Source organism: Nocardia sp. CA-129566 (assembly GCF_050956075.1).
In the GTDB taxonomy this organism is placed as follows: Bacteria; Actinomycetota; Actinomycetes; order Mycobacteriales; family Mycobacteriaceae; genus Nocardia.
On the sequence record NZ_CP192085.1, the window covers coordinates 7,317,206 to 7,335,251 of the forward strand.

At 66.4% G+C, this 18,046-nt stretch carries 16 protein-coding genes; 6 read left to right on the forward strand and 10 right to left on the reverse strand.

Annotated features, from left to right (window positions below; translation table 11 throughout):
• Positions 1–16: 16 nt before the first annotated feature.
• Together lepA and ACQP0C_RS32395 are read right to left on the reverse strand one after the other, a co-directional pair.
• Positions 17–1,903, reverse strand: coding sequence for a translation elongation factor 4 (lepA, locus tag ACQP0C_RS32390; protein ID WP_433726171.1), 1,887 nt, complete (start codon positions 1,901–1,903; stop codon positions 17–19).
• A gap of 63 nt (positions 1,904–1,966) precedes the next feature.
• Positions 1,967–2,620 (reverse strand): DUF6304 family protein, encoded by a 654-nt coding sequence (locus tag ACQP0C_RS32395; protein WP_433726173.1) that lies wholly within the window; start codon positions 2,618–2,620, stop codon positions 1,967–1,969.
• Between the two features lie 146 nt (positions 2,621–2,766).
• On the opposite strand from ACQP0C_RS32395, the gene ACQP0C_RS32400 reads away from it, so the two are divergent.
• The 3 genes from ACQP0C_RS32400 to ACQP0C_RS32410 all read left to right on the forward strand — a co-directional run bounded on the left by ACQP0C_RS32400 (position 2,767) and on the right by ACQP0C_RS32410 (position 4,620).
• On the forward strand, positions 2,767–3,495 hold the full coding sequence (locus tag ACQP0C_RS32400) for an EthD domain-containing protein (protein WP_433726175.1): 729 nt from the start codon (positions 2,767–2,769) through the stop codon (positions 3,493–3,495).
• A 119-nt stretch (positions 3,496–3,614) separates the two neighbouring features.
• Positions 3,615–4,193, forward strand: coding sequence for a type II toxin-antitoxin system PemK/MazF family toxin (locus tag ACQP0C_RS32405; protein WP_433726177.1), 579 nt, complete (start codon positions 3,615–3,617; stop codon positions 4,191–4,193).
• 19 nt (positions 4,194–4,212) lie between these two features.
• A complete protein-coding gene (locus ACQP0C_RS32410) occupies positions 4,213–4,620 on the forward strand; it encodes a DUF5360 family protein (RefSeq protein ID WP_433726179.1) in 408 nt (135 codons plus the stop codon).
• A gap of 27 nt (positions 4,621–4,647) precedes the next feature.
• Here ACQP0C_RS32410 and ACQP0C_RS32415 read toward each other — a convergent pair whose 3' ends face one another.
• The 4 genes from ACQP0C_RS32415 to ACQP0C_RS32430 form a co-directional block, all read right to left on the reverse strand.
• Positions 4,648–5,436, reverse strand: coding sequence for an aquaporin (locus tag ACQP0C_RS32415; RefSeq protein ID WP_433726181.1), 789 nt, complete (start codon positions 5,434–5,436; stop codon positions 4,648–4,650).
• 166 nt (positions 5,437–5,602) lie between these two features.
• Positions 5,603–6,445 carry a transglutaminase family protein gene (locus tag ACQP0C_RS32420; RefSeq protein WP_433726183.1) on the reverse strand — a complete coding sequence of 281 codons (843 nt, stop codon included), beginning with the start codon at positions 6,443–6,445 and terminating at the stop codon, positions 5,603–5,605.
• Positions 6,442–7,416: an alpha-E domain-containing protein gene (locus tag ACQP0C_RS32425; protein WP_433734718.1), complete on the reverse strand. Its 975-nt coding sequence runs from the start codon at positions 7,414–7,416 to the stop codon at positions 6,442–6,444. Before ACQP0C_RS32425 ends, ACQP0C_RS32420 begins: the two co-directional genes overlap by 4 nt.
• Positions 7,416–9,194 (reverse strand): circularly permuted type 2 ATP-grasp protein, encoded by a 1,779-nt coding sequence (locus tag ACQP0C_RS32430; RefSeq protein ID WP_433726185.1) that lies wholly within the window; start codon positions 9,192–9,194, stop codon positions 7,416–7,418. The genes ACQP0C_RS32425 and ACQP0C_RS32430 overlap by 1 nt, the downstream gene beginning before the upstream one ends.
• 282 nt (positions 9,195–9,476) lie before the next feature.
• Between ACQP0C_RS32430 and rpsT the strand changes: the two genes are divergently transcribed.
• Both rpsT and ACQP0C_RS32440 read left to right on the forward strand, forming a co-directional pair.
• Positions 9,477–9,737 carry a 30S ribosomal protein S20 gene (rpsT, locus tag ACQP0C_RS32435; RefSeq protein ID WP_433726187.1) on the forward strand — a complete coding sequence of 87 codons (261 nt, stop codon included), beginning with the start codon at positions 9,477–9,479 and terminating at the stop codon, positions 9,735–9,737.
• 380 nt (positions 9,738–10,117) lie between these two features.
• Positions 10,118–10,363, forward strand: coding sequence for a hypothetical protein (locus ACQP0C_RS32440; RefSeq protein WP_355184066.1), 246 nt, complete (start codon positions 10,118–10,120; stop codon positions 10,361–10,363).
• Positions 10,364–10,429: 66 nt separating this feature from the next.
• On the opposite strand, the gene ACQP0C_RS32445 is transcribed toward ACQP0C_RS32440, so the two are convergent.
• Positions 10,430–11,341, reverse strand: a complete 912-nt coding sequence (locus tag ACQP0C_RS32445; RefSeq protein WP_433726190.1) for a helix-turn-helix domain-containing protein — start codon at positions 11,339–11,341, stop codon at positions 10,430–10,432.
• A gap of 122 nt (positions 11,342–11,463) precedes the next feature.
• On the opposite strand from ACQP0C_RS32445, the gene ACQP0C_RS32450 reads away from it, so the two are divergent.
• Positions 11,464–12,534 (forward strand): aldo/keto reductase, encoded by a 1,071-nt coding sequence (locus tag ACQP0C_RS32450; protein WP_433726192.1) that lies wholly within the window; start codon positions 11,464–11,466, stop codon positions 12,532–12,534.
• Between the two features lie 123 nt (positions 12,535–12,657).
• On the opposite strand, the gene holA is transcribed toward ACQP0C_RS32450, so the two are convergent.
• From holA to ACQP0C_RS32465, 3 genes are all read right to left on the reverse strand, one after another.
• A complete protein-coding gene (gene holA / locus ACQP0C_RS32455) occupies positions 12,658–13,629 on the reverse strand; it encodes a DNA polymerase III subunit delta (RefSeq protein ID WP_433726194.1) in 972 nt (323 codons plus the stop codon).
• A gap of 297 nt (positions 13,630–13,926) precedes the next feature.
• Positions 13,927–16,470, reverse strand: coding sequence for a ComEC/Rec2 family competence protein (locus ACQP0C_RS32460; protein ID WP_433726196.1), 2,544 nt, complete (start codon positions 16,468–16,470; stop codon positions 13,927–13,929).
• Positions 16,471–16,550: 80 nt separating this feature from the next.
• The gene (locus ACQP0C_RS32465; protein WP_433726198.1) at positions 16,551–17,489 is read right to left on the reverse strand and encodes a helix-hairpin-helix domain-containing protein; all 939 of its coding nucleotides are present in this window, start codon (positions 17,487–17,489) and stop codon (positions 16,551–16,553) included.
• Between the last annotated feature and the right edge of the window lie 557 nt (positions 17,490–18,046).

The window sequence follows — 18,046 nt, forward strand, 5'->3', positions numbered from 1 at the left end:
CGCCGCGGTAGCGAGCCTATTTCTGGCCCTTGGGCTTGTCGGCGGCGGCGTCCGAGGACAGCGCGGCTACGAAGGCTTCCTGGGGAACGTCGACGCGGCCGATCGTCTTCATGCGCTTCTTGCCTTCCTTCTGCTTCTCGAGCAGTTTGCGCTTGCGGCTGATGTCACCGCCGTAGCACTTGGCGAGGACGTCCTTGCGGATGGCGCGGATGTTTTCGCGGGCAATGATTTTCGAGCCGATGGCGGCCTGGATGGGCACCTCGAACTGCTGGCGCGGGATGAGCTCGCGCAGTTTGGTGGTCATCTTGTGGCCGTAGGCTTGGGCGGCATCGCGGTGCACGATCGCCGAGAACGCGTCCACCGCCTCGCCCTGCAGCAGAATGTCCACCTTCACCAGCGCCGACTCCTGCACACCCGCCTCCTCGTAATCGAGGCTGGCATAGCCGCGGGTGCGCGATTTCAGCGAGTCGAAGAAGTCGAAGATGATCTCGGCCATCGGCATGGTGTAGCGCAGTTCGACGCGGGTCTCGGACAGGTAGTCCATACCGCCGAGCTCACCGCGACGCGCCTGGCACAGTTCCATGATCGAACCGATGAATTCGCTCGGCGAGATGATGGTGCACTTGACCACCGGCTCGTACACATGCCGGACCTTGCCCTCCGGCCAGTACGAGGGATTGGTGACGACGTGTTCGGCGCCGTCCTCCATCTCCACCTTGTAGACCACGTTGGGCGCGGTGGAGATCAGGTCCAGATCGAATTCGCGCTGCAGCCGCTCGCGGGTGATCTCCATATGCAGCAGACCGAGGAATCCACACCGGAAGCCGAAGCCGAGGGCCACCGAGGTCTCCGGCTCGTAGGTCAGTGCGGCGTCGTTGAGCTGGAGCTTGTCCAGCGCGTCGCGCAGGTCCGGGTAGTCCGAGCCGTCGACCGGGTAGAGACCGGAGTACACCATGGGGCGCGGCTCGCGGTAGCCGGTGAGCGGTTCGGTCGCACCGGCGCGCGCGGAGGTCACGGTATCGCCGACCTTCGACTGGCGCACATCCTTCACGCCGGTGATCAGATAGCCGACCTCACCGACGCCGAGACCCTGGGTGGGTTTGGGTTCCGGGGAGACGATGCCGACCTCGAGCAGTTCGTGCGTCGCGCCGGTGGACATCATCTTGATCTTCTCGCGCGGAATGATCTTGCCGTCCACCACCCGGACATAGGTGACCACGCCGCGGTAGGTGTCGTAGACCGAGTCGAAGATCATGGCGCGGGCCGGTGCGTCCGGATCACCGACCGGCGCTGGCACCGCCTCGATGACCTTGTTCAGCAGTTCCGGCACACCGACACCGGTCTTACCGGAGACCCGCAGCACATCCTCGGGTTCGCAGCCGATGATGTGCGCGATCTCGCCCGCGTAGCGATCCGGATCCGCGGCCGGGAGATCGATCTTGTTGAGCACTGGGATGATCGTCAGATCCTTGTCCAGCGCCAGGTACAGATTCGCCAGCGTCTGCGCCTCGATGCCCTGCGCCGCGTCGACCAGCAGCACCGCGCCCTCACACGCCTCGAGCGCGCGCGACACCTCATAGGTGAAGTCGACGTGACCGGGCGTATCGATGAGGTGCAGTACGTAGTCGGTGCCGTCGACCTGCCAGGGCAGTCGCACGTTCTGGGCCTTGATGGTGATGCCGCGCTCGCGCTCGATATCCATTCGGTCCAGGTACTGGGCGCGCATCGCCCGCTCCTCGACCACTCCGGTCAGTTGCAGCATGCGGTCGGCCAGCGTCGACTTGCCATGGTCGATGTGCGCGATGATGCAGAAGTTCCGGATCCGGGCGGGATCGGTGAACGTCGTGTCGGCGAAGCTGGCGGGCACTCCACTCCTCATGGGTATCGGCAAACTGCCGTCCATCGTCCCATGCGCACGGTAAAGACCTTGTCAGCGGTGCACCGTTCTGCGTTCCGAACCGCTCTTTCAGCCGCGATAGCCGGTGCCGGGGATGCGGCGCTCGTAGTCTGCGCACAGATAGGTCTCGGGTACCTGCTCGGTGACCGGCACCTCGAAATAGTCGTCCTTGGAGCGGACCGCGAGGTATTTGTCCCTGGCCTCGCGATGACACCACATGCCGGTCAGGCCGTGACCGTATGGCGAGTAGTCGGAGAACAGGCACGTCATGCAGGAGACCAAGCGGACGTCATCGGGAAACTGCTGTCCGAGTCGAAACAGCGCGTCCTCGAAGTACCGGTCCGTGGCCTGATAGGTCTGCCCATCGATCTCGACGGCGAGCTGCAGTGACTCACCGGTCCCACCGGGCGGAAGTGTCAGCCGGAAATGGATCGGACCGGGTCGCCGCTCGCCGCCCACCTGCACCGTGGCGGGCAACTCGCCGGAGAAGGCGCAGCCGGAGATGGCATCCCATTCATCGATGGGCAGCCCGACCCGAACCGCGGCACCCCGGTCATAGGGACCGAGTGCGTCGAAATCCGGACCCGCCACGGGGACGCCCCGGATCACGGTTCGGATATCGAAGCGGTTCGGACCCCAGTGCCGCGATGGCCCGATCCGCCACACGATGCGCTCGATACCGTGTCCGTCCTCGTAGGTTCCCGGAAAGACCTGCGGCTGCACAGCTGGATACCTTCCGCACGACGAATTTCGCAGACTCTAGCGGAGAATGCGCGCGCGGCGAACCGGGTTGCGCGACATCGCCGAATCCGTCCCGGCAATCGGACCAATCCCGCACACCGGCAGTTTCGCGGCCTTAGGTTCGGCGTGTGGAGAAATTGGTCTTCGTTCTGCGCCGGTCCGATTCGGACGCGACCGACTCATGGTGCGAATCGCTGCGCACCACCGTGGCCGCGCGCCTGGTCGACCTCGGGGCGGCGGGTGTCACCGTCTATGTGCGCGATGCGGCGGTCCAGGGCGCACTGATGCGCATGGTCACGCTGGATCCGCCGATCGCCGCGGTCGTCACCATCTGGGTCGAACAGAGCTACGGTCGCGCGGCCACCACCGCGGCGGAGATCCTCGGTGCCGGCGCCACGGCGACACACGGCTACCTGGTGACCGAGTCCGTGCCGCTGCGGCTCGACGATGCGGTCCCGGCACGCACCGAGGGCTTCGGCAATCTGGCCTTCCTGCGCCGCCCCGCCGAACTCACCCCCGAGGAATGGCTGCGACGCTGGCAGCACGAACACACCGAAGTGGCCATCGAGACGCAGTCGACCTTCGGCTATACCCAGAACGTGGTGGTCCGGGCGATCACACCGGACGCGCCCGCCATCGATGCCATTGTCGAGGAACAGTTTCCGGCGGCGGCGCTCACCGATCCGATGGTCTGGTACGACACGCGCGACGCGGCCGAGTTTCAGAATCGGGTACGACGCATGCTGGACTCGGTCGCGCGGATCGGCGCCGATCGCGACCTCGATACCGTCTCCGTCAGCAGATATCCGGTGCTGCAACCGTTTTCGCTACGGACACACCAACACAGCGGAGCATGATGCGCGAATCGTCCGCGCGCACGTCACCATGACCGCGACCGCGAACCGCACACCGATAGCGCTACCAACCGGTAAGCGGTGCGGATGAGAACACGAGACCGCGCCGTTACCATCCAAGGATGGCCCGAAGTTGGAACTCGATCGGCAAGCAGCTAGGCCTCATCGCGAAGGCGCAGAGTCCCAAGATCGTCAAGGAGCAGGGACCGAAGCTGGTCGACAAGCTGCAGCGTTCGTCATTGCTCGAACGTGCCGTCGGCTCGCTGGCGACCCGCAAGGCGCCCGCGGTGGCGATTCGTCCGGCCGCCTCGACCCCGGTGCCGACGGGCGAGCGGGCCAGGCAGATCGTCTACTGCCCGCAATTGGACGGGCGCGCCGATCCCGGCGAGATCGTGTGGACCTGGGTGCCCTATGAGGAGGATCCGAATAACGGCAAGGATCGCCCGGTGCTCGTCGTCGGGCGCGATCGCAGGACCCTGCTCGGCCTGATGCTGTCATCGAATCCGGAGCGCGCGTACGACCGGAACTGGATCGGAATCGGCAGCGGCAGTTGGGATCACGAGGGCAGACCGAGCTGGGTCCGCCTGGACCGGGTCCTCGACGTGCCGGAGGACGGCATCCGCCGCGAGGGCGCGATCCTGGCGCGCAAGACCTTCGACTCGGTCGCGCATCGTCTGTGCGCCGAATACGCCTGGTACTGATGGGGAATCGGGTGCCATCATGAATCGGGTTCTCAGGCCGACGAAGATCGCCATGCTGATCACCGATGTCGGCTTCCTGCTCTACTGGGCGATCGCCTTCGCGCACGTCATCCCGCCCGAATGGGCCTATAAGGACTACACCGATCCGATACTGACCGATTGGAACAACTCGTTCGTGCTGCTCGATCTCGCGGCCAGCGGCACCGGGCTCGCCAGCCTGTGTCGCGCACCCGGTTGGCGCACGCTGATGACCGTCTCGCTGACCTTGACCAGCGTGGCCGGACTGCAAGCCATCGCATTCTGGACGTTGCGTGCGGATTTCAGCCCACTCTGGTGGGTGCCCAACCTGTTCCTACTACTGTTCCCGCTGCCCGCACTGCTCGCCCTGACCTGCGATGCCGGAGCCGAAAAGCGCCCGGCGGCATAGGGATTCAGCTCGCCGGGCAGATCGGGATCAGGAGACCATCTCGCGGGAGCGGCCGAACAGCACGCCGTAGACCAGTGCGCCGAGTACGCCACCGATCAGCGGGAAGACGATGAATGCCCAGACCTGGGGACCAGCGCCGTCCTGGTAGAAGGCGACGGCGAGGCTGCGGGCCGGGTTCACCGAGGTGTTGTCCACCGGGATCGAGATCAGGTGGATGACGGTGAGCGTGAGACCGATCGACAGTCCGGCCTGTGGGATATCGGAGATCTGGTCGGTCGAGGCCAGCACCACGAAGACCAGCAGCGCGGTCAGCATGACCTCGACAATGATCGTGGCCGATAGGCCGTACCCGTTCTGGATCACCACCTGCCCCAGTGGACCGCGCACCGCGGACGGGCTGTGCTTACCCCAGCCGTTCGCGCCGAGCCCATTGACCGCGCGGTCGTAGGACGGCAGGTTCTTGGCGATCGCGAACAGCACCAGCCCGGCCAGGAATCCGCCGATCAGCTGTGCGATCACATAGCCGACCGCGGAGATCACCGAGAGCCTGCCCATCAGCAGCTGTCCGACGGTCACGGCCGGATTCACGTGGCAGCCCGAGACCGGTCCGATCGCATACATCAGGAACAGCAGGGACAGTCCGAATGCGAATGCCACCCCGAGTGCGCCGACGCGCTCACCGGCCAGCACAGCGGTGCCGACACCGCCGATAACCAGGACGAAGGTGCCCAACGCCTCGGCCGCCCACTTCTTGGGCTCCGGCGTCGGCTCCAGTTCGGTGACTTCCTCGACGACTTCCTGAGCAGTGGGAGACATACGCGCCACCTTCCGAGAGGGTCATCCCCGCGGTCACGGGGATCTGCCTGGGACCTGCTACGAAAATCACGGCTGATGTGAAATGGACGTTACGCGAGACCGGTGAGCACTACAACGCCCCGCGCGGGTGCCGACCTATTCGAGCGACGCGCCAGCGATAGCGACGCTAGGCGAGACGGGTGATCTCCACGACGACCTCGAGATCGGTCGAGCCACCGCCGGAGAAGATGCCCTTCAGCGGCGGCACATCCGCGTAGTCGCGGCCGATGCCGACGGATATGTGCTGTTCATTGATGGCGATATTGTTGGTCGGGTCGTAGCCCCACCACGCGCCGGTCCACGCCTCGATCCAGGCGTGCGACTGCCCGGCGACCGTCGTATTGATCTCGGCGGCGGGATTGGGGTGCAGATATCCAGAAACATAGCGGCTCGGAATCCCCATGCTGCGCAACAACACCAGCGTCAAATGCGCGTAATCCTGGCAAACGCCCTGGCGATCGGCGAAGGCCTGTACGGCCGAGGTGTGCACCGAAGTGGTCCCCGCGATGTAGTTCATTTCGGCGTGCACCCATTCGGCCGCGCGCACAACGGCCTTCGCGGGCGGCACTCCGCGGGCGAGTTGCCGCGCGACCGCGGCCAGCTTCTTGTCCTGCGGCACATAGGCAGTAGGCGAGAGCATTTCGTCGAACCGGTCACGGATGTGTTCGGAGCGCAACTCCTCCCAGGACAGCTCCTCGGCCGGACCAGCGAACGGTTCGGTCTCCACCACCGATGACCCGGTGACCTCCAATTCGGTATGCGGCGCATGCAGATCGAAGGAGGTGACCGCGGTGCCCCAGTAGTCGGTGTAGCGGTAGGAACGGGTGGACGGCACCGTCTCGACCCGGTTCAGGATGACGTTCTGCCTGCTGTCCGCACGCGGGGTCAGCCGCGCCTCATTGAACGACCTGGTAACCGAAGCGTCGTATACATAACCGGTGGTGTGCACCACCCTGATCCGCCAGCTCACAGCTCTCCCTCCACCTGCGCATGGTTATCGTGACTACTGCGCAGATCGGTCCACGCCACCCACGGCGCGGCGTGGAAGTACTGCAATGCGATCGCCTCGCTGACCTCACGGCAGGTCTTCTGCAGTGAGAGCAGGCGGTTCTGCAGATCCTCCAGAAGCGCACCGGGCGGGAGGAATTCGAGTTCGCTGCGGGCCCGGCCGAGCAGCCGCTGCGCCTCGTGGCGCGCGCCGACCCGGCTGCTCGGGCGTTGATCGAGTTCGGCGAGGCAGGTCTCGGCCACCCGCACCGAATGGAAGACCGAACGCGGGAAGAGCCGGTCGAGCAGGATGAATTCGGCGACCAGATTGGCGTCGAGCGCGCCGCGATGGGTGCGCAGATAGGTGTCGTGCGCGCCCGCCGAGCGCAGTACGGTCACCCAGGCCGGTGATGAGGTGCGGTCGCCCGCGCGCGAAAGCAGCAGGCGTACGGTCATATCCACGCGTTCGATGGAGCGGCCGAGCAAGAGGAAACGGTAGCCGTCGTCGCGACTGAGGGTGGAATCGGAGAGTCCGGCGAACATTGCCGCCCGGTCCTTGATGTAGTGGAAGAATTCGTGCGGGCCGAGGCTGCGGGCGGCCTTCTCGGTCGCGGTGAGTCCGATAAAAGTGGCGTTGAGGCACTCCCACATCTCGCTGGAGGTGACTTCGCGTGCGCCCCTGGCGTTTTCGCGGGCATTGGCAATCGAATCGACGATGGAATTGCCGTGGGCGTGGCTGAACGCGACGAGGTCGGTCACCGACCAGACATCGAGTTCGACATCGGGCGGTTCGATCCCCAATACCCGCAACAGGACTCGCGAAGTGCGGTCCGGATCCACCGTGGCGTCCTCGAGCAGCTGGTGCACCGCGACGTCCAGGATGCGAGCGGTGTCGTCGGCGCGTTCGACGTATCTTCCGATCCAGTACAGGGATTCGGCATTGCGGGCCAGCATCAGCGCATCACCGCGCCCTGTTGCTGCCCGGTCGATCCGCTTTGCCGCTGCCACATCGATCCCAGCCGCTGTTCCTGCTGTTGCTGCCGCTGTTCCTGCTGTTGCTGCTGCTGTTCCTGCTGTTGCTGCTGCTGTTGCTGATTCGCCTGCGCCGCGGTCAATTCCCGGCCCAGCTCGCGCTGGTCGGACTGCGGCGGATCGCTGACCAACTCCTCGCCAGCGAGCTCACGGTCGGCGGGTGAGGTACGCCCGGTCAGCACCCAGGTGTCCTTGCTGCCGCCGCCCTGACTGGAATTGACCACCAGCGAACCCTCCGGCAATGCCACCCGGGTCAGACCGCCCGGCAGCACCCAGATGTCGTCACCGTCGTTGACCGCGAACGGCCGCAGGTCGACGTGGCGCGGGACCAGCGCGCTGCCGATCTTGGTCGGCACGGTGGACAGCTGCACCACCGGCTGCGCGATCCAGCCCCGCGGATCCGACTTGATCTTGCGCCGGGTCGCCTCCAACTCCCGTGGCGTGGCCACCGGTCCGATGACGATGCCGTAGCCGCCGGAGCCCTCGACGGGCTTGATCACCAGTTCATCGAGGCGATCGAGCACCTCTTCGCGCTCTTCGTCGAGCCAGCACCGATAGGTGTCGACATTGGGCAGCACCGGCTTCTCGCCGAGGTAGTACTCGATGATCGTCGGCACATACGCGTAGGTCAGCTTGTCATCGCCGACGCCATTGCCGATCGCGCTGGAGATGACCACATTGCCCGCGCGCGCGGCATTCACCAGTCCGGCGACGCCGAGCACCGAATCGGGCCGGAAGTGCATCGGGTCCAGGAAGGTGTCGTCGATGCGCCGGTAGATCACGTCGACCTGGCGCTCGCCCGCCGTGGTCCGCATATAGACGACATTGTCGCGGCAGAACAGGTCGCGGCCCTCGACCAATTCCACCCCCATCTGCCTGGCCAGCAGCGAATGTTCGAAGTAGGCCGAGTTGTAGACGCCCGGCGTCAGCACCACGACCGTCGGATCGGCCTCGTTCGGTGCGGCCGAAGCGCGCAGCGCGGCCAACAGATGGGTCGGATAGTCTCCGACCGCGCGGACCCGGTGCGAGGAGAAAAGGTCCGGGAAGACCCGGGCCATGGTGCGCCGGTTCTCCATGACATAGGAGACCCCGGACGGCGAGCGCAGATTGTCCTCCAGCACCCGAAAATCGCCGCGTTCGTCGCGGATCAGGTCGATGCCCGCCACGTGGATGCGCACCCCGTTGGGCGGCACCAGTCCGGCGGCCTCGCGATGGAAGTGCTGACATGAGGTCACCAGCCGCTTCGGGATGACCTCGTCGCGCAGGATGTTCTGCTCGCCGTAGACGTCGGCGAGGAACAGTTCCAGCGCGGTCACCCGCTGCTTGATCCCGCGCTCCAGCTTGGCCCATTCGGCGGCCGCGATCACCCGGGGCACCAGATCGAGTGGGAAGGGCCGCTCCTGTCCGGACAGCGAGAAGGTGATGCCCTGATCGATGAAGGCGCGGTCCAGCGCGTCGGAGCGGGCCGCGAGATCGGCCACATCGATGGGCGCCAGCGCCGAGAAGATGCCCCGGTAGGGCTGGCGCACCCGACCCTGGCCGTCGAACATCTCGTCGAAGGCATCCGCGTACCGACCGGGGCCGTACCCGTCGAACAGTCCCCAAGTAGTTGCTCGACCGTTGCCATTCGCATGCCCGTTCGACCGGGCACGCGTCGGCGCAAGAGATCGAGCCGAACGTGGCGGTGAAGCGGGAGTCATGCAAAAATCGTGCTACACGCAGCACCGATGCAGTGTGAGACGCAGGTAAATTTCTTGCATCACTCCTGGTTTCCGCCCAATTACTACGGTCGGTGACGTTGCCGATCGAACCGTTCGCGCGGTGGCGATTTCGCATGTCGAGTTGTCGTGATTTCGTGTGCGACGCGGCGGCTGGTACCCTCGATCTTCGGCGCTGCGTTACCCGATCACTCCGGTTATCAACGCGCGCTCGCGAACTTTTCAGCACAGTCCACTCAGCGACAGGAACACGAGGAAACAGGCGTGGCCAACATCAAGTCCCAGATGAAGCGGATCCGCACCAACGAGGCGGCGCGCAAGCGCAACCAGTCGGTCAAGTCCGGGCTGCGCACCGCGATCCGCAGCTTCCGGGAGGCCGCTGCCGCCGGCGATAAGGAAAAGGCCGCCGAGCAGCTGGTCTTCGCCAGCCGCAAGCTGGACAAGGCCGCCTCGAAGGGCGTCATCCACGCCAACCAGGCCGCCAACAAGAAGTCGGCCCTCGCGCTGGCGCTGAACAAGCTCTGATCGCATCGGTACCGCTGCGGTACCACCTCATACGTTGACGCAGCCGTCGTGGCCTCGATGACCACGGCGGCTTTTGTCGTCCCCGATCGACTATTGCGAGGATCACTTTCTCGAGCTGCCGGCGCGGCGGGTCCGGCGCGAAACATACCGATTCGCATGTTTACTGCAATCGTTCAGCAAACTTCAGCTGCGGCGGCAAGGCCGTTCCCTGGGCGTTGAGCGGAACGACCCCAATAGGTGCCATGTCATCGAGACTGCCCTGGCAAATCGGTAGAGAAACGCGGGGCGGCGACCGCGCCGGGCCATTGCCGCATCCCACTCCTCGAGCCGGATTCGGATCGGGCAGCCACATGTCGGAGGTTCCCGCTACGATTCGGCGCATGGTTACCGTGTACGCCAATCAGACGCCGGTTCGCTCCGAAGATCTCCCGGATGTCATTCGCGCCGCCGAGGTCCTAGGCATCGGACTGAAGATCGAGAACGTCATGGTCCCCGATGAGGAAGGCGGCTACTCGCTGGAGTGGATCGTCACCCGGGACGAGGAGATTCCGGTCTACGAGGAATGGGAGGGCCGCTATGAGGAGCCGGAAGAGGATATCGAGCTAGTTCTCAGCTCGGTCGAGTAATCCCCCGCGCATCCGCATCCGCACCCGCACCGAGCGGGTGCGGATGATCTGACGGGGGTAGTGCTCTCACTCCAGGTCGGCACACAGGCGATCCAGAGCGTCCTGGGAGTCCGCATCGGCCGCGCGATAGATGATGATGCGCTGGTCCGGATCCTGCAGCGGCATGAGCACTTCATAATTGACGACCAGTGGGCCGACCCGAGGGTGCCGCAGTGGCTTCTGCCCGCGGCCATGGACCTTGACGTCGTGCCTGGCCCAGGCCTGCGCGAACTCCTCGCTGCGGGCGGTGAACTCGGCGACCAGATCGGCCAGTTCCTGATCGTCGGGGTGGGCCGCCCACGCGGCGCGCAAGTCGGCGATGCCCTCGCGAATGACGCGATCGCGCTCACCATAGAAGTCGCGCAGCGCGGGATCCATCAGGCATAGCCACATGGTGTTGCGCTGCCGCGGTGGCAGGGCGCCGAAGTCGACGATCAGGCCGGCCATCTCCGGATTCCACGCCAGGATGTCGTAGCGGTGGTTGACCAGCATCGCGGGCAGCGGCGACAGATCGCGCACCAGCATCGCCAGTGCGGGCGCGGGGACGGTGCTCGGTTTCCCTGCATTCGGCTGCCGCTGCTGGGCCAGATCGAACAGATAGGCGCGCTCGTCGGTGTCCAGGCGCAGGGCGCGGGTGAGCGCCTCCAGGACGTCAGCGGACGGGCGCAGGCCCCGCCCCTGTTCCAACCGAACGATGTAGTCGGTGCTCACCCCCGCCAGTTCGGCGACCTCCTCGCGACGCAAACCCGGGGTGCGCCGCGCGTGTTTGCGTGCGGGCAGACCGAGATCGCCCGGATTCAGTCGCTCGCGCCGGGCGCGCAGAAAGTCCGCGAGGGCCTGAGCCCAATTCTCGGCGCTGCCCGACCCGGCATGGTCACGCGAGCCACCGCCGTCAGGCCTGTGCTCGCCCCGCTGTGTCGCCTTCACGGTGCTGGTCATCGCCTCGATCTTACGGCTGGGTAGGACTGACTTTCCCAGGATGAACCTTCCCTTACCCATGGTCTCGAATCGCTCCAGACTTGATCGCAACGGAAACGAAGTACGAATGACAGGAGCATGACATGTCCGGAGCACGCACCCTCGATACCTACCGGCTGCTCGGCCGTTCGGGTCTTCGGGTGTCTCCGCTGTCCTTGGGGACCATGACATTCGGCGCCGATTGGGGTTGGGGCGCCGATAAGGACGAGGCCCGCAAGATCTTCGACACCTACGTCGAGCGCGGCGGCAACTTCATCGATACCGCGAGCCAATACACCAACGGCACCTCGGAGCAGCTGCTCGGTGAGTTCAGCGCCGATAATCGCGAAAGTCTGGTGCTGGCAACGAAATACACGATGCTGCGGCGGCCCGGCGATCCCAACTCCGGCGGTAACCACCGCAAGAGCATGGTCGGCTCAGTGGAGGCCAGCCTGCGCAGGCTGAACACCGACTACATCGATCTGCTGTATCTGCACGCCTGGGACTTCCTGACCCCGGTCGAGGAGATCCTCCGCGCCATGGACGATCTGGTCCGCGCGGGCAAGGTGCTCTACGTCGGCATCTCCGACGCACCGGCCTGGCAGATCGCGCGCATGCAGACCATTGCCGATCTGCGCGGCTGGTCGCCGCTGATCGCACTGCAGATCGAATACAGCCTGATCGAGCGGACCGTTGAACGCGAACTCATTCCGATGGCACGCGAACTCGGACTCGGCGTGGTGCCGTGGTCGCCGCTGGCCAGCGGCGTGCTCACCGGCAAGTACAGCCGCGCCGATCTCGATCATGACGCCGCGGGCTCGCCCGAGGGCACCCGCAAGAATGTGGCCGCCGCCAACGGCTCGCTCACCGAACGCGGGCTCGCCATTGCCGATGTGGTGAAAGATGTTGCGGCACAACTGGGTAAGACGCCCTCGCAGGTGGCACTCGCCTGGACCCTGCGCAATCCCGGGGTGACCGCACCGATCATCGGCGCGCGCACCTCCGCGCAGTTGGAGGACAACCTCGGTGCGCTCGAGGTCGAATTCGATGCGGCGCAGTTGGAACAACTGCAAGCGGCCAGCGCGATCGAGCTGGGCTTCCCGCACGACATGCTGGCCCGTCCGATGACCCGCGGAGTGACCTTCGGCGACCTGAAAGTCGAAGGCCGCGACTGAGTTTCACATCATGCGGTGGGTGCGAGCCCGACTCACACCCACCGCATCAGCTGGTCGATGTGGTTGCCGATCTTCGGGAGTCGCAGGAGCCGGTTCCCGAACCGCTGGCGGATCGGAATCGCATCAGCTTGCGGAGTGCAGGTCCAGGATCTGGGTGAGTGCGTGTTCCAAGGCGTAATTGGCGTCGGCGGCACCGCCTTTGACATCGGCATTCAGCGTGGCGACGACCTGCAGGGCCGTGCCGATGCTGGCCTGGTTCCAACCCCGCGCTTGGGCCTGCGCCTTTTTGACCTTCCATGGCGGCATGCCCAACTGTTGGGCCAGTTTGAACGGGTCGCCGCGGCCCGCGGAACCGACACGGGCGATGGTATGGACCGAGTCGGCGAGCGCGTCGGCGAGTAGTACATGCGGCACGCCGCGATCGTTGGCCCAGCGCAATGCCTCCATGGCGCCGGGCCGATCGCCCGCCACCGCGAGTTCCGCGACATCGAAGCCGGAGATCTCGGCCTTGCCGGAGTAGTAGCGGCGCACCGCGGCGATATCGACCTTGCCACCGGTATCGGAAGCCAATTGCGAACAGGCCGCGGACAATTCCCGCAGATCCGAGCCGACCGCCTCCAACATCACCTGCACGACCTCGCTGGAGACCCGCACCCCGGCATTCCGGAATTCGCCGCGCACGAACTCCACCCGTTCGGACGCCTTGATCAACTTGGCGCAATCGTGCACCTGGGCACCCGACTTCTGCAGCGCTGGCGCCAATGCCTTGGCCCGACCGCCCCCGGAGTGCAGCACCACCAGCACCACGCCCTCGGGCGGATCCCCGGCGGCGGCGGTGATCACCGCGACCGCATCCTTGCCCGCATCCGCCGCCGACTCGAGCACGATCACCCGATCCTCGGCGAACAGCGAAGGACTCAATAGCTCCGCCAGTTCCGCGGTACTGGCGTCACCCGCCCGCAGCCGATCGACGGGCACCGCGTCGGGATCCGGCGCACCCGCCCGCACCTGCGCGGTAATCCCCGCGATGGCCCGCTCGACCAGCAACTCTTCATCACCGAGCACCAGGTGCACTGCCGCAGTCCGTTCGCTCACGGGAGCATCCTACGTACCCGGACCGACACAACCACCAGGCCGCACAGCGTGCCCCGCCGTACCAGCCAACTCGTGCCCGCACTCCGGACCACATCGGCGATATGCCCGGTAGTCGACGGCGTGGTGCACGGCAGTCGTTCCGCATGGTGGTCGTGACCAGGGCCCGAGCCATTGTTCAGGTTGTGATCCGCGATGATGTCGGTGTCCAACCGCTCCGCCTGATCCGCGATAGCGCACTCCAGTCCGGTAGGGAGTCCGGCCCGACCGCGCGCCGAGGGGATCGATGGGGTCCTGCTGTCAAGATTTGGTCGATCGTGCGGTCAAGGTGCGAAGGTTCGGACCGGAGCCGATGATCACCGCGTCACCGGATCGGTCGGTGCGGATGACGCGGGTGCCGATGTCGGCGAGTTCAGCCAGTACCGCGGGATTCGGGTGGCCGAAGGTGTTGTGGGCGCCGACGCTCACCAGTGCGAGACGAGGCCGGACGGCAGCTAGGAATTCCCGAGTGGTGGTTCGAGATCCGTGGTGCGGAACCTTCAGGATGTCGGCTTGGACGGCGGCACCGGAGCGCAACAGCCGCTGTTGTGCCGGGGCCTCGATATCGCCGGTGAGCAGGATCCGGCCCGCGGGGGTAGCGGCGGCGATGACGATCGAGCGGTCGTTGGCATCGTCGGCGCTGGGAGTGCCCGTCGGGCGACGCTCACGTGGGGCGGGTGCGAGTACGTCCAATTCGACAGCGCCGAAACGCAATACGTATCCAGAGGTCAGCTCGAGCACCGGGATGTGTGCCTGTGCCACGATGCTGGCGACTCGATCCGGCCCGCCGACCTCCGTGCGCCGCTCCCGTGCGGCAGGTGGTTCGCGGGTCGCCTTGCTCGAATCCAGCTCGGATCCCGGCGTATTCGATATCGGAAGGTTTCCGGCGTCCGCGAGTTCGGATCCGGTACGTCCGGAAATCGTCGCTTCCGGTAGTTCGCCCGGACCGACGGCCAGGGCATCGACCGTGCGTCCCTGTACGGCACCGGCGAGACCGCCGATGTGGTCGGCGTGTGGATGGGTCAGTACGAGCAGCGCTATCCGATTGACACGCAGGCGATCCAGACAGCTGCCGATGGTTCGCGGATCGGGGCCGACGTCAATGACCACCGCGGTGTGGTCACCGACGGACAATGCGAGCCCGTCGCCCTGTCCGACATCGCAGACGGCCAGCACCCAACCCCCAGGTGGCCAGCCCGGATGCCAGAACCGGACCGGAATCAGCACCGCCGCGACACCGAGCAGTACGGCGGCGGCCAAGCGCCGAAGCAGCGCGGACCGCAATACCAGCAGCACGAGGACGACCGCCGCGCAGGCCAGCAGCCCGCCGGTCGAACCATCGGGTACCGAAATCTCCGCGCCCGGCACCCTCGCCGCATGGTCGGCGACGAACAGCAACCACCACAGCGGCGGCTCGGCGCAGCGCAACACCAGTTCGGCCAGCGATGGCCAGACCGCGGCGAGCGCGGTGCCGATCGCGCCGAGCACCGTGACGGGCGCGATCACCGGTTCGACAAGGATATTCGCGAGAATCGCGACCAGGCTCAGCCGTCCGGTGAGCGCGACCACGAGCGGTGTCGTCACCACGAAGGCGGCGGCCGATACCGCGACGATTTCGGCAGGGACCCGCCACCAGCCGCGAGCGCGCAACCAGTCCGCCCAACTCGGCGCCAACAGGATCAGTCCGGCCGTCGCGAGTGCCGACAGTCCGAATCCGGCTCGCACCGCCAATTCCGGCCACACTGCGAGCAGACCGATGACGGCCGCGCAGAGTGCGGGCAACGCTTGTTTGCGGCGTCCGGTTATCAACGCGAGCAGAGTGATCGCACCCATCGCGCCCGCCCGCAGCACGCTGGGATCCGGGCGCGCGATGACAATGAACATCACCAGTGCCGCCGCCGCGACCACGGCTCCGATGCGCGGGCCGAGGGTGAGCAGCCGCATCGCGCCGAGCACCGCCGCGAGCAGAATCGTGAAATTGGCGCCGCTGACCACGCAAAGGTGTTCCAGCCCAGCGGTTTCGAAATCCTCGCGGACCTCATCGGACAGCGCGGAGGTGTCCCCGACGACCAGCGCGGGCAGCAATCCGGCCTGATGCTCGGGCAATACCCGCGCCGCCGATGCAAGGTCGGTGCGTACGGCTCCGGCCAGCCGCTGCCACCAGGGCAGCGCGCCGACCGCGACCGGCCGTCCCTGGGCTCGCAGGGTGGCGACGGTGAGATCGCGGTGCCACGGCCGTTCCGGTCCGGCGCGGAACTCCACGGCCCGGCCGGGCAGCAGCTCGCCCCACTCCGCGCCGGAGGCGAGGATCACCACGGCACCACCGGCCCGCACCGTCGACCCGCCCTGCTGATACTCCCGCAGTCGCGCCCGCACCGTCCACTGCCGCTCACCACCGAATGCACTGGACCGCACCGGTTTCGGATCATCGGTCGGTACCGCGACCACCCGCACCGAGGCCGCGGTGTGCCGCAATGGATGCGTCGCCACCCGGTGCGCACGCCATGCCCCCGCCGCGGCGAACCCGGCACCGAGCAGCATCGCGGCCAGCGTGGCAATGGCGACGACCCGCCACCGCGCACTGGGATGGGCCAGCGCACGCAAGAGCACCACCCACAGCGCGATCGCCAGCAATATCAGCGCCGACGCCAGTACCAAACCGGCCACCCACCCCGCTGTCAGCGCGACGATCGTTGCTCCCCAACAACACAGCGCCGCGGGCAGCAACCGCGCATCGAGCGCCGGTACCACCTCGTCTGTCGTGGAACCGACCTCCGCACCCGACCGCCGATCAACCTGCGCCATCGCCCGCCGATCGCCATGCCGTCCAGCCGGTCGGTCTATGCGACTGCGTTGATTCGATACACCTCTACCTCGGGGTGCGGTCATATCGTCACCTGATCGCGGAGGCGGGCCAGCCGGGCCGGGCCGATCCCGTCGACCTCACCGAGCTGGGCGATATCGGTGAATCGTCCATTTGCGGTGCGCCAGGCGATGATTGCGTGGGCGGTGACGGGGCCGATGCCGGGCAGGGCATCGAGTTCGGCTTCGGTCGCGGTATTGAGGTCGACTTTGGCCGATGAGCGTGGTGCGACGGAATTCGATGCCGAACCACTCGGCGCTCGTCCGCCCGCGCCGATCGTTGCGCTGCCGAGCGGCGGCGGGGCCGCGTTCGGTCCACTCGGACCGACGAGTACCTGGTCACCGTCCTGGAGGCGCTGGGCCAGGTTGAGGCCGTTCAGGTCGGCGCCGTCCTTCGCACCGCCCGCGGCGGTGAGTGCGTCGGCGACTCGCGAACCCGCAGGTAAGCGCACGAGACCGCCCCGGTGTACGAGGCCGACCACACTGACCACCAATTCCGCTGCGGAAGTGGCTGTTACCGATGCGGCCGGCGATACGGCGCCAGGCGCGGCGGCCATGCTGGGGCCCGACAGTCCTGCCGATACCGCGGCGGTGCTGGTTCGCGCTGCGGACAGTGGCGGCACCGCCTGCGCCACCGGTCGCTCACGCAATACGACAACCGACGCGACGACCACCGCCGCCAGCCCGACCATGGCCAGCGTCACCGATCCCCGCCAGCCCGGGTCCAGCCGCGTCCCGCGAAGTCGTTGCGGCACAAGGCGATCGCGCCACGCGTAGCGCCCCTTCGGCTCGTCCAGCCAGCCCGGGGTACGCACCTCGCCGACCCCGTCTACCCAGTCGTCGTCATCCACCACATCCCCGTCGTCCCCGGTCCGGGCATCTTCGGGGTCATACGAGGGCAACTTCTCGTCATCCCACCGCCCCGCGTTCGCCGAGCGCCGCGAACCCGATACCGGTTTCACACCCCGATTTTCGGCTCTCAACCGCTGTCCCGATCCAGGCGGCTGCGCACACTCGGCGCCGCCGGAATCGACCGCACCCCCGACCCCGATCGTTCGGCTGGCACCGACTCGCTCGGTCAACGCGCCCAGTCGCCGCCGAATCCGCTCGCGCTCATGTTGTCCTGACATGGCGGCGACGCTAGTCCCGGGTCAGCGCCGGGAATCAGCGCTGAACAGGCGAAATAAAAAGTCTGTTGATAACTCCCGACCTGTGGACAACTCGGCCGCAATCGGCGCTCCTCACTCGAGATGACGAACATCCCCCAGACTGACGACCTCACGGTTGCGGAAGTAGTCGTCCTCCCGGAGTTCCGTAATGCTCCCGGCAGGGGCATGAAACCGGGCGTAGCCGAGTGATTCGATCGGCAGCCCGGTCCAGGACGCCCCTTCCAGCGGACCGTTCCGATCGCGCCGGAGGAGCGGGGCGCGGAATGTGACATTCCAGGAGGATGTGCGGTGCCGCAGAGGTGCTGGCGAGATGGACGCTGTCAGCTGGGCGTCTCTTATTGCCGGGATGG

What these genes read in the sequence shown, in the direction of transcription:
- lepA (WP_433726171.1), bottom strand. Translation starts at nt 1,903, where the DNA reads ATGGACGGCAGTTTGCCGATACCCATGAGGAGTGGAGTGCCCGCCAGC.
- ACQP0C_RS32405 (WP_433726177.1), top strand. Translation starts at nt 3,615, where the DNA reads ATGGCCCGAAGTTGGAACTCGATCGGCAAGCAGCTAGGCCTCATCGCG.
- ACQP0C_RS32410 (WP_433726179.1), top strand. Translation starts at nt 4,213, where the DNA reads ATGAATCGGGTTCTCAGGCCGACGAAGATCGCCATGCTGATCACCGAT.
- ACQP0C_RS32415 (WP_433726181.1), bottom strand. Translation starts at nt 5,436, where the DNA reads ATGTCTCCCACTGCTCAGGAAGTCGTCGAGGAAGTCACCGAACTGGAG.
- ACQP0C_RS32425 (WP_433734718.1), bottom strand. Translation starts at nt 7,416, where the DNA reads ATGCTGGCCCGCAATGCCGAATCCCTGTACTGGATCGGAAGATACGTC.
- ACQP0C_RS32430 (WP_433726185.1), bottom strand. Translation starts at nt 9,194, where the DNA reads ATGACTCCCGCTTCACCGCCACGTTCGGCTCGATCTCTTGCGCCGACG.
- ACQP0C_RS32440 (WP_355184066.1), top strand. Translation starts at nt 10,118, where the DNA reads ATGGTTACCGTGTACGCCAATCAGACGCCGGTTCGCTCCGAAGATCTC.
- ACQP0C_RS32445 (WP_433726190.1), bottom strand. Translation starts at nt 11,341, where the DNA reads ATGACCAGCACCGTGAAGGCGACACAGCGGGGCGAGCACAGGCCTGAC.
- ACQP0C_RS32450 (WP_433726192.1), top strand. Translation starts at nt 11,464, where the DNA reads ATGTCCGGAGCACGCACCCTCGATACCTACCGGCTGCTCGGCCGTTCG.
- ACQP0C_RS32460 (WP_433726196.1), bottom strand. Translation starts at nt 16,470, where the DNA reads ATGGCGCAGGTTGATCGGCGGTCGGGTGCGGAGGTCGGTTCCACGACA.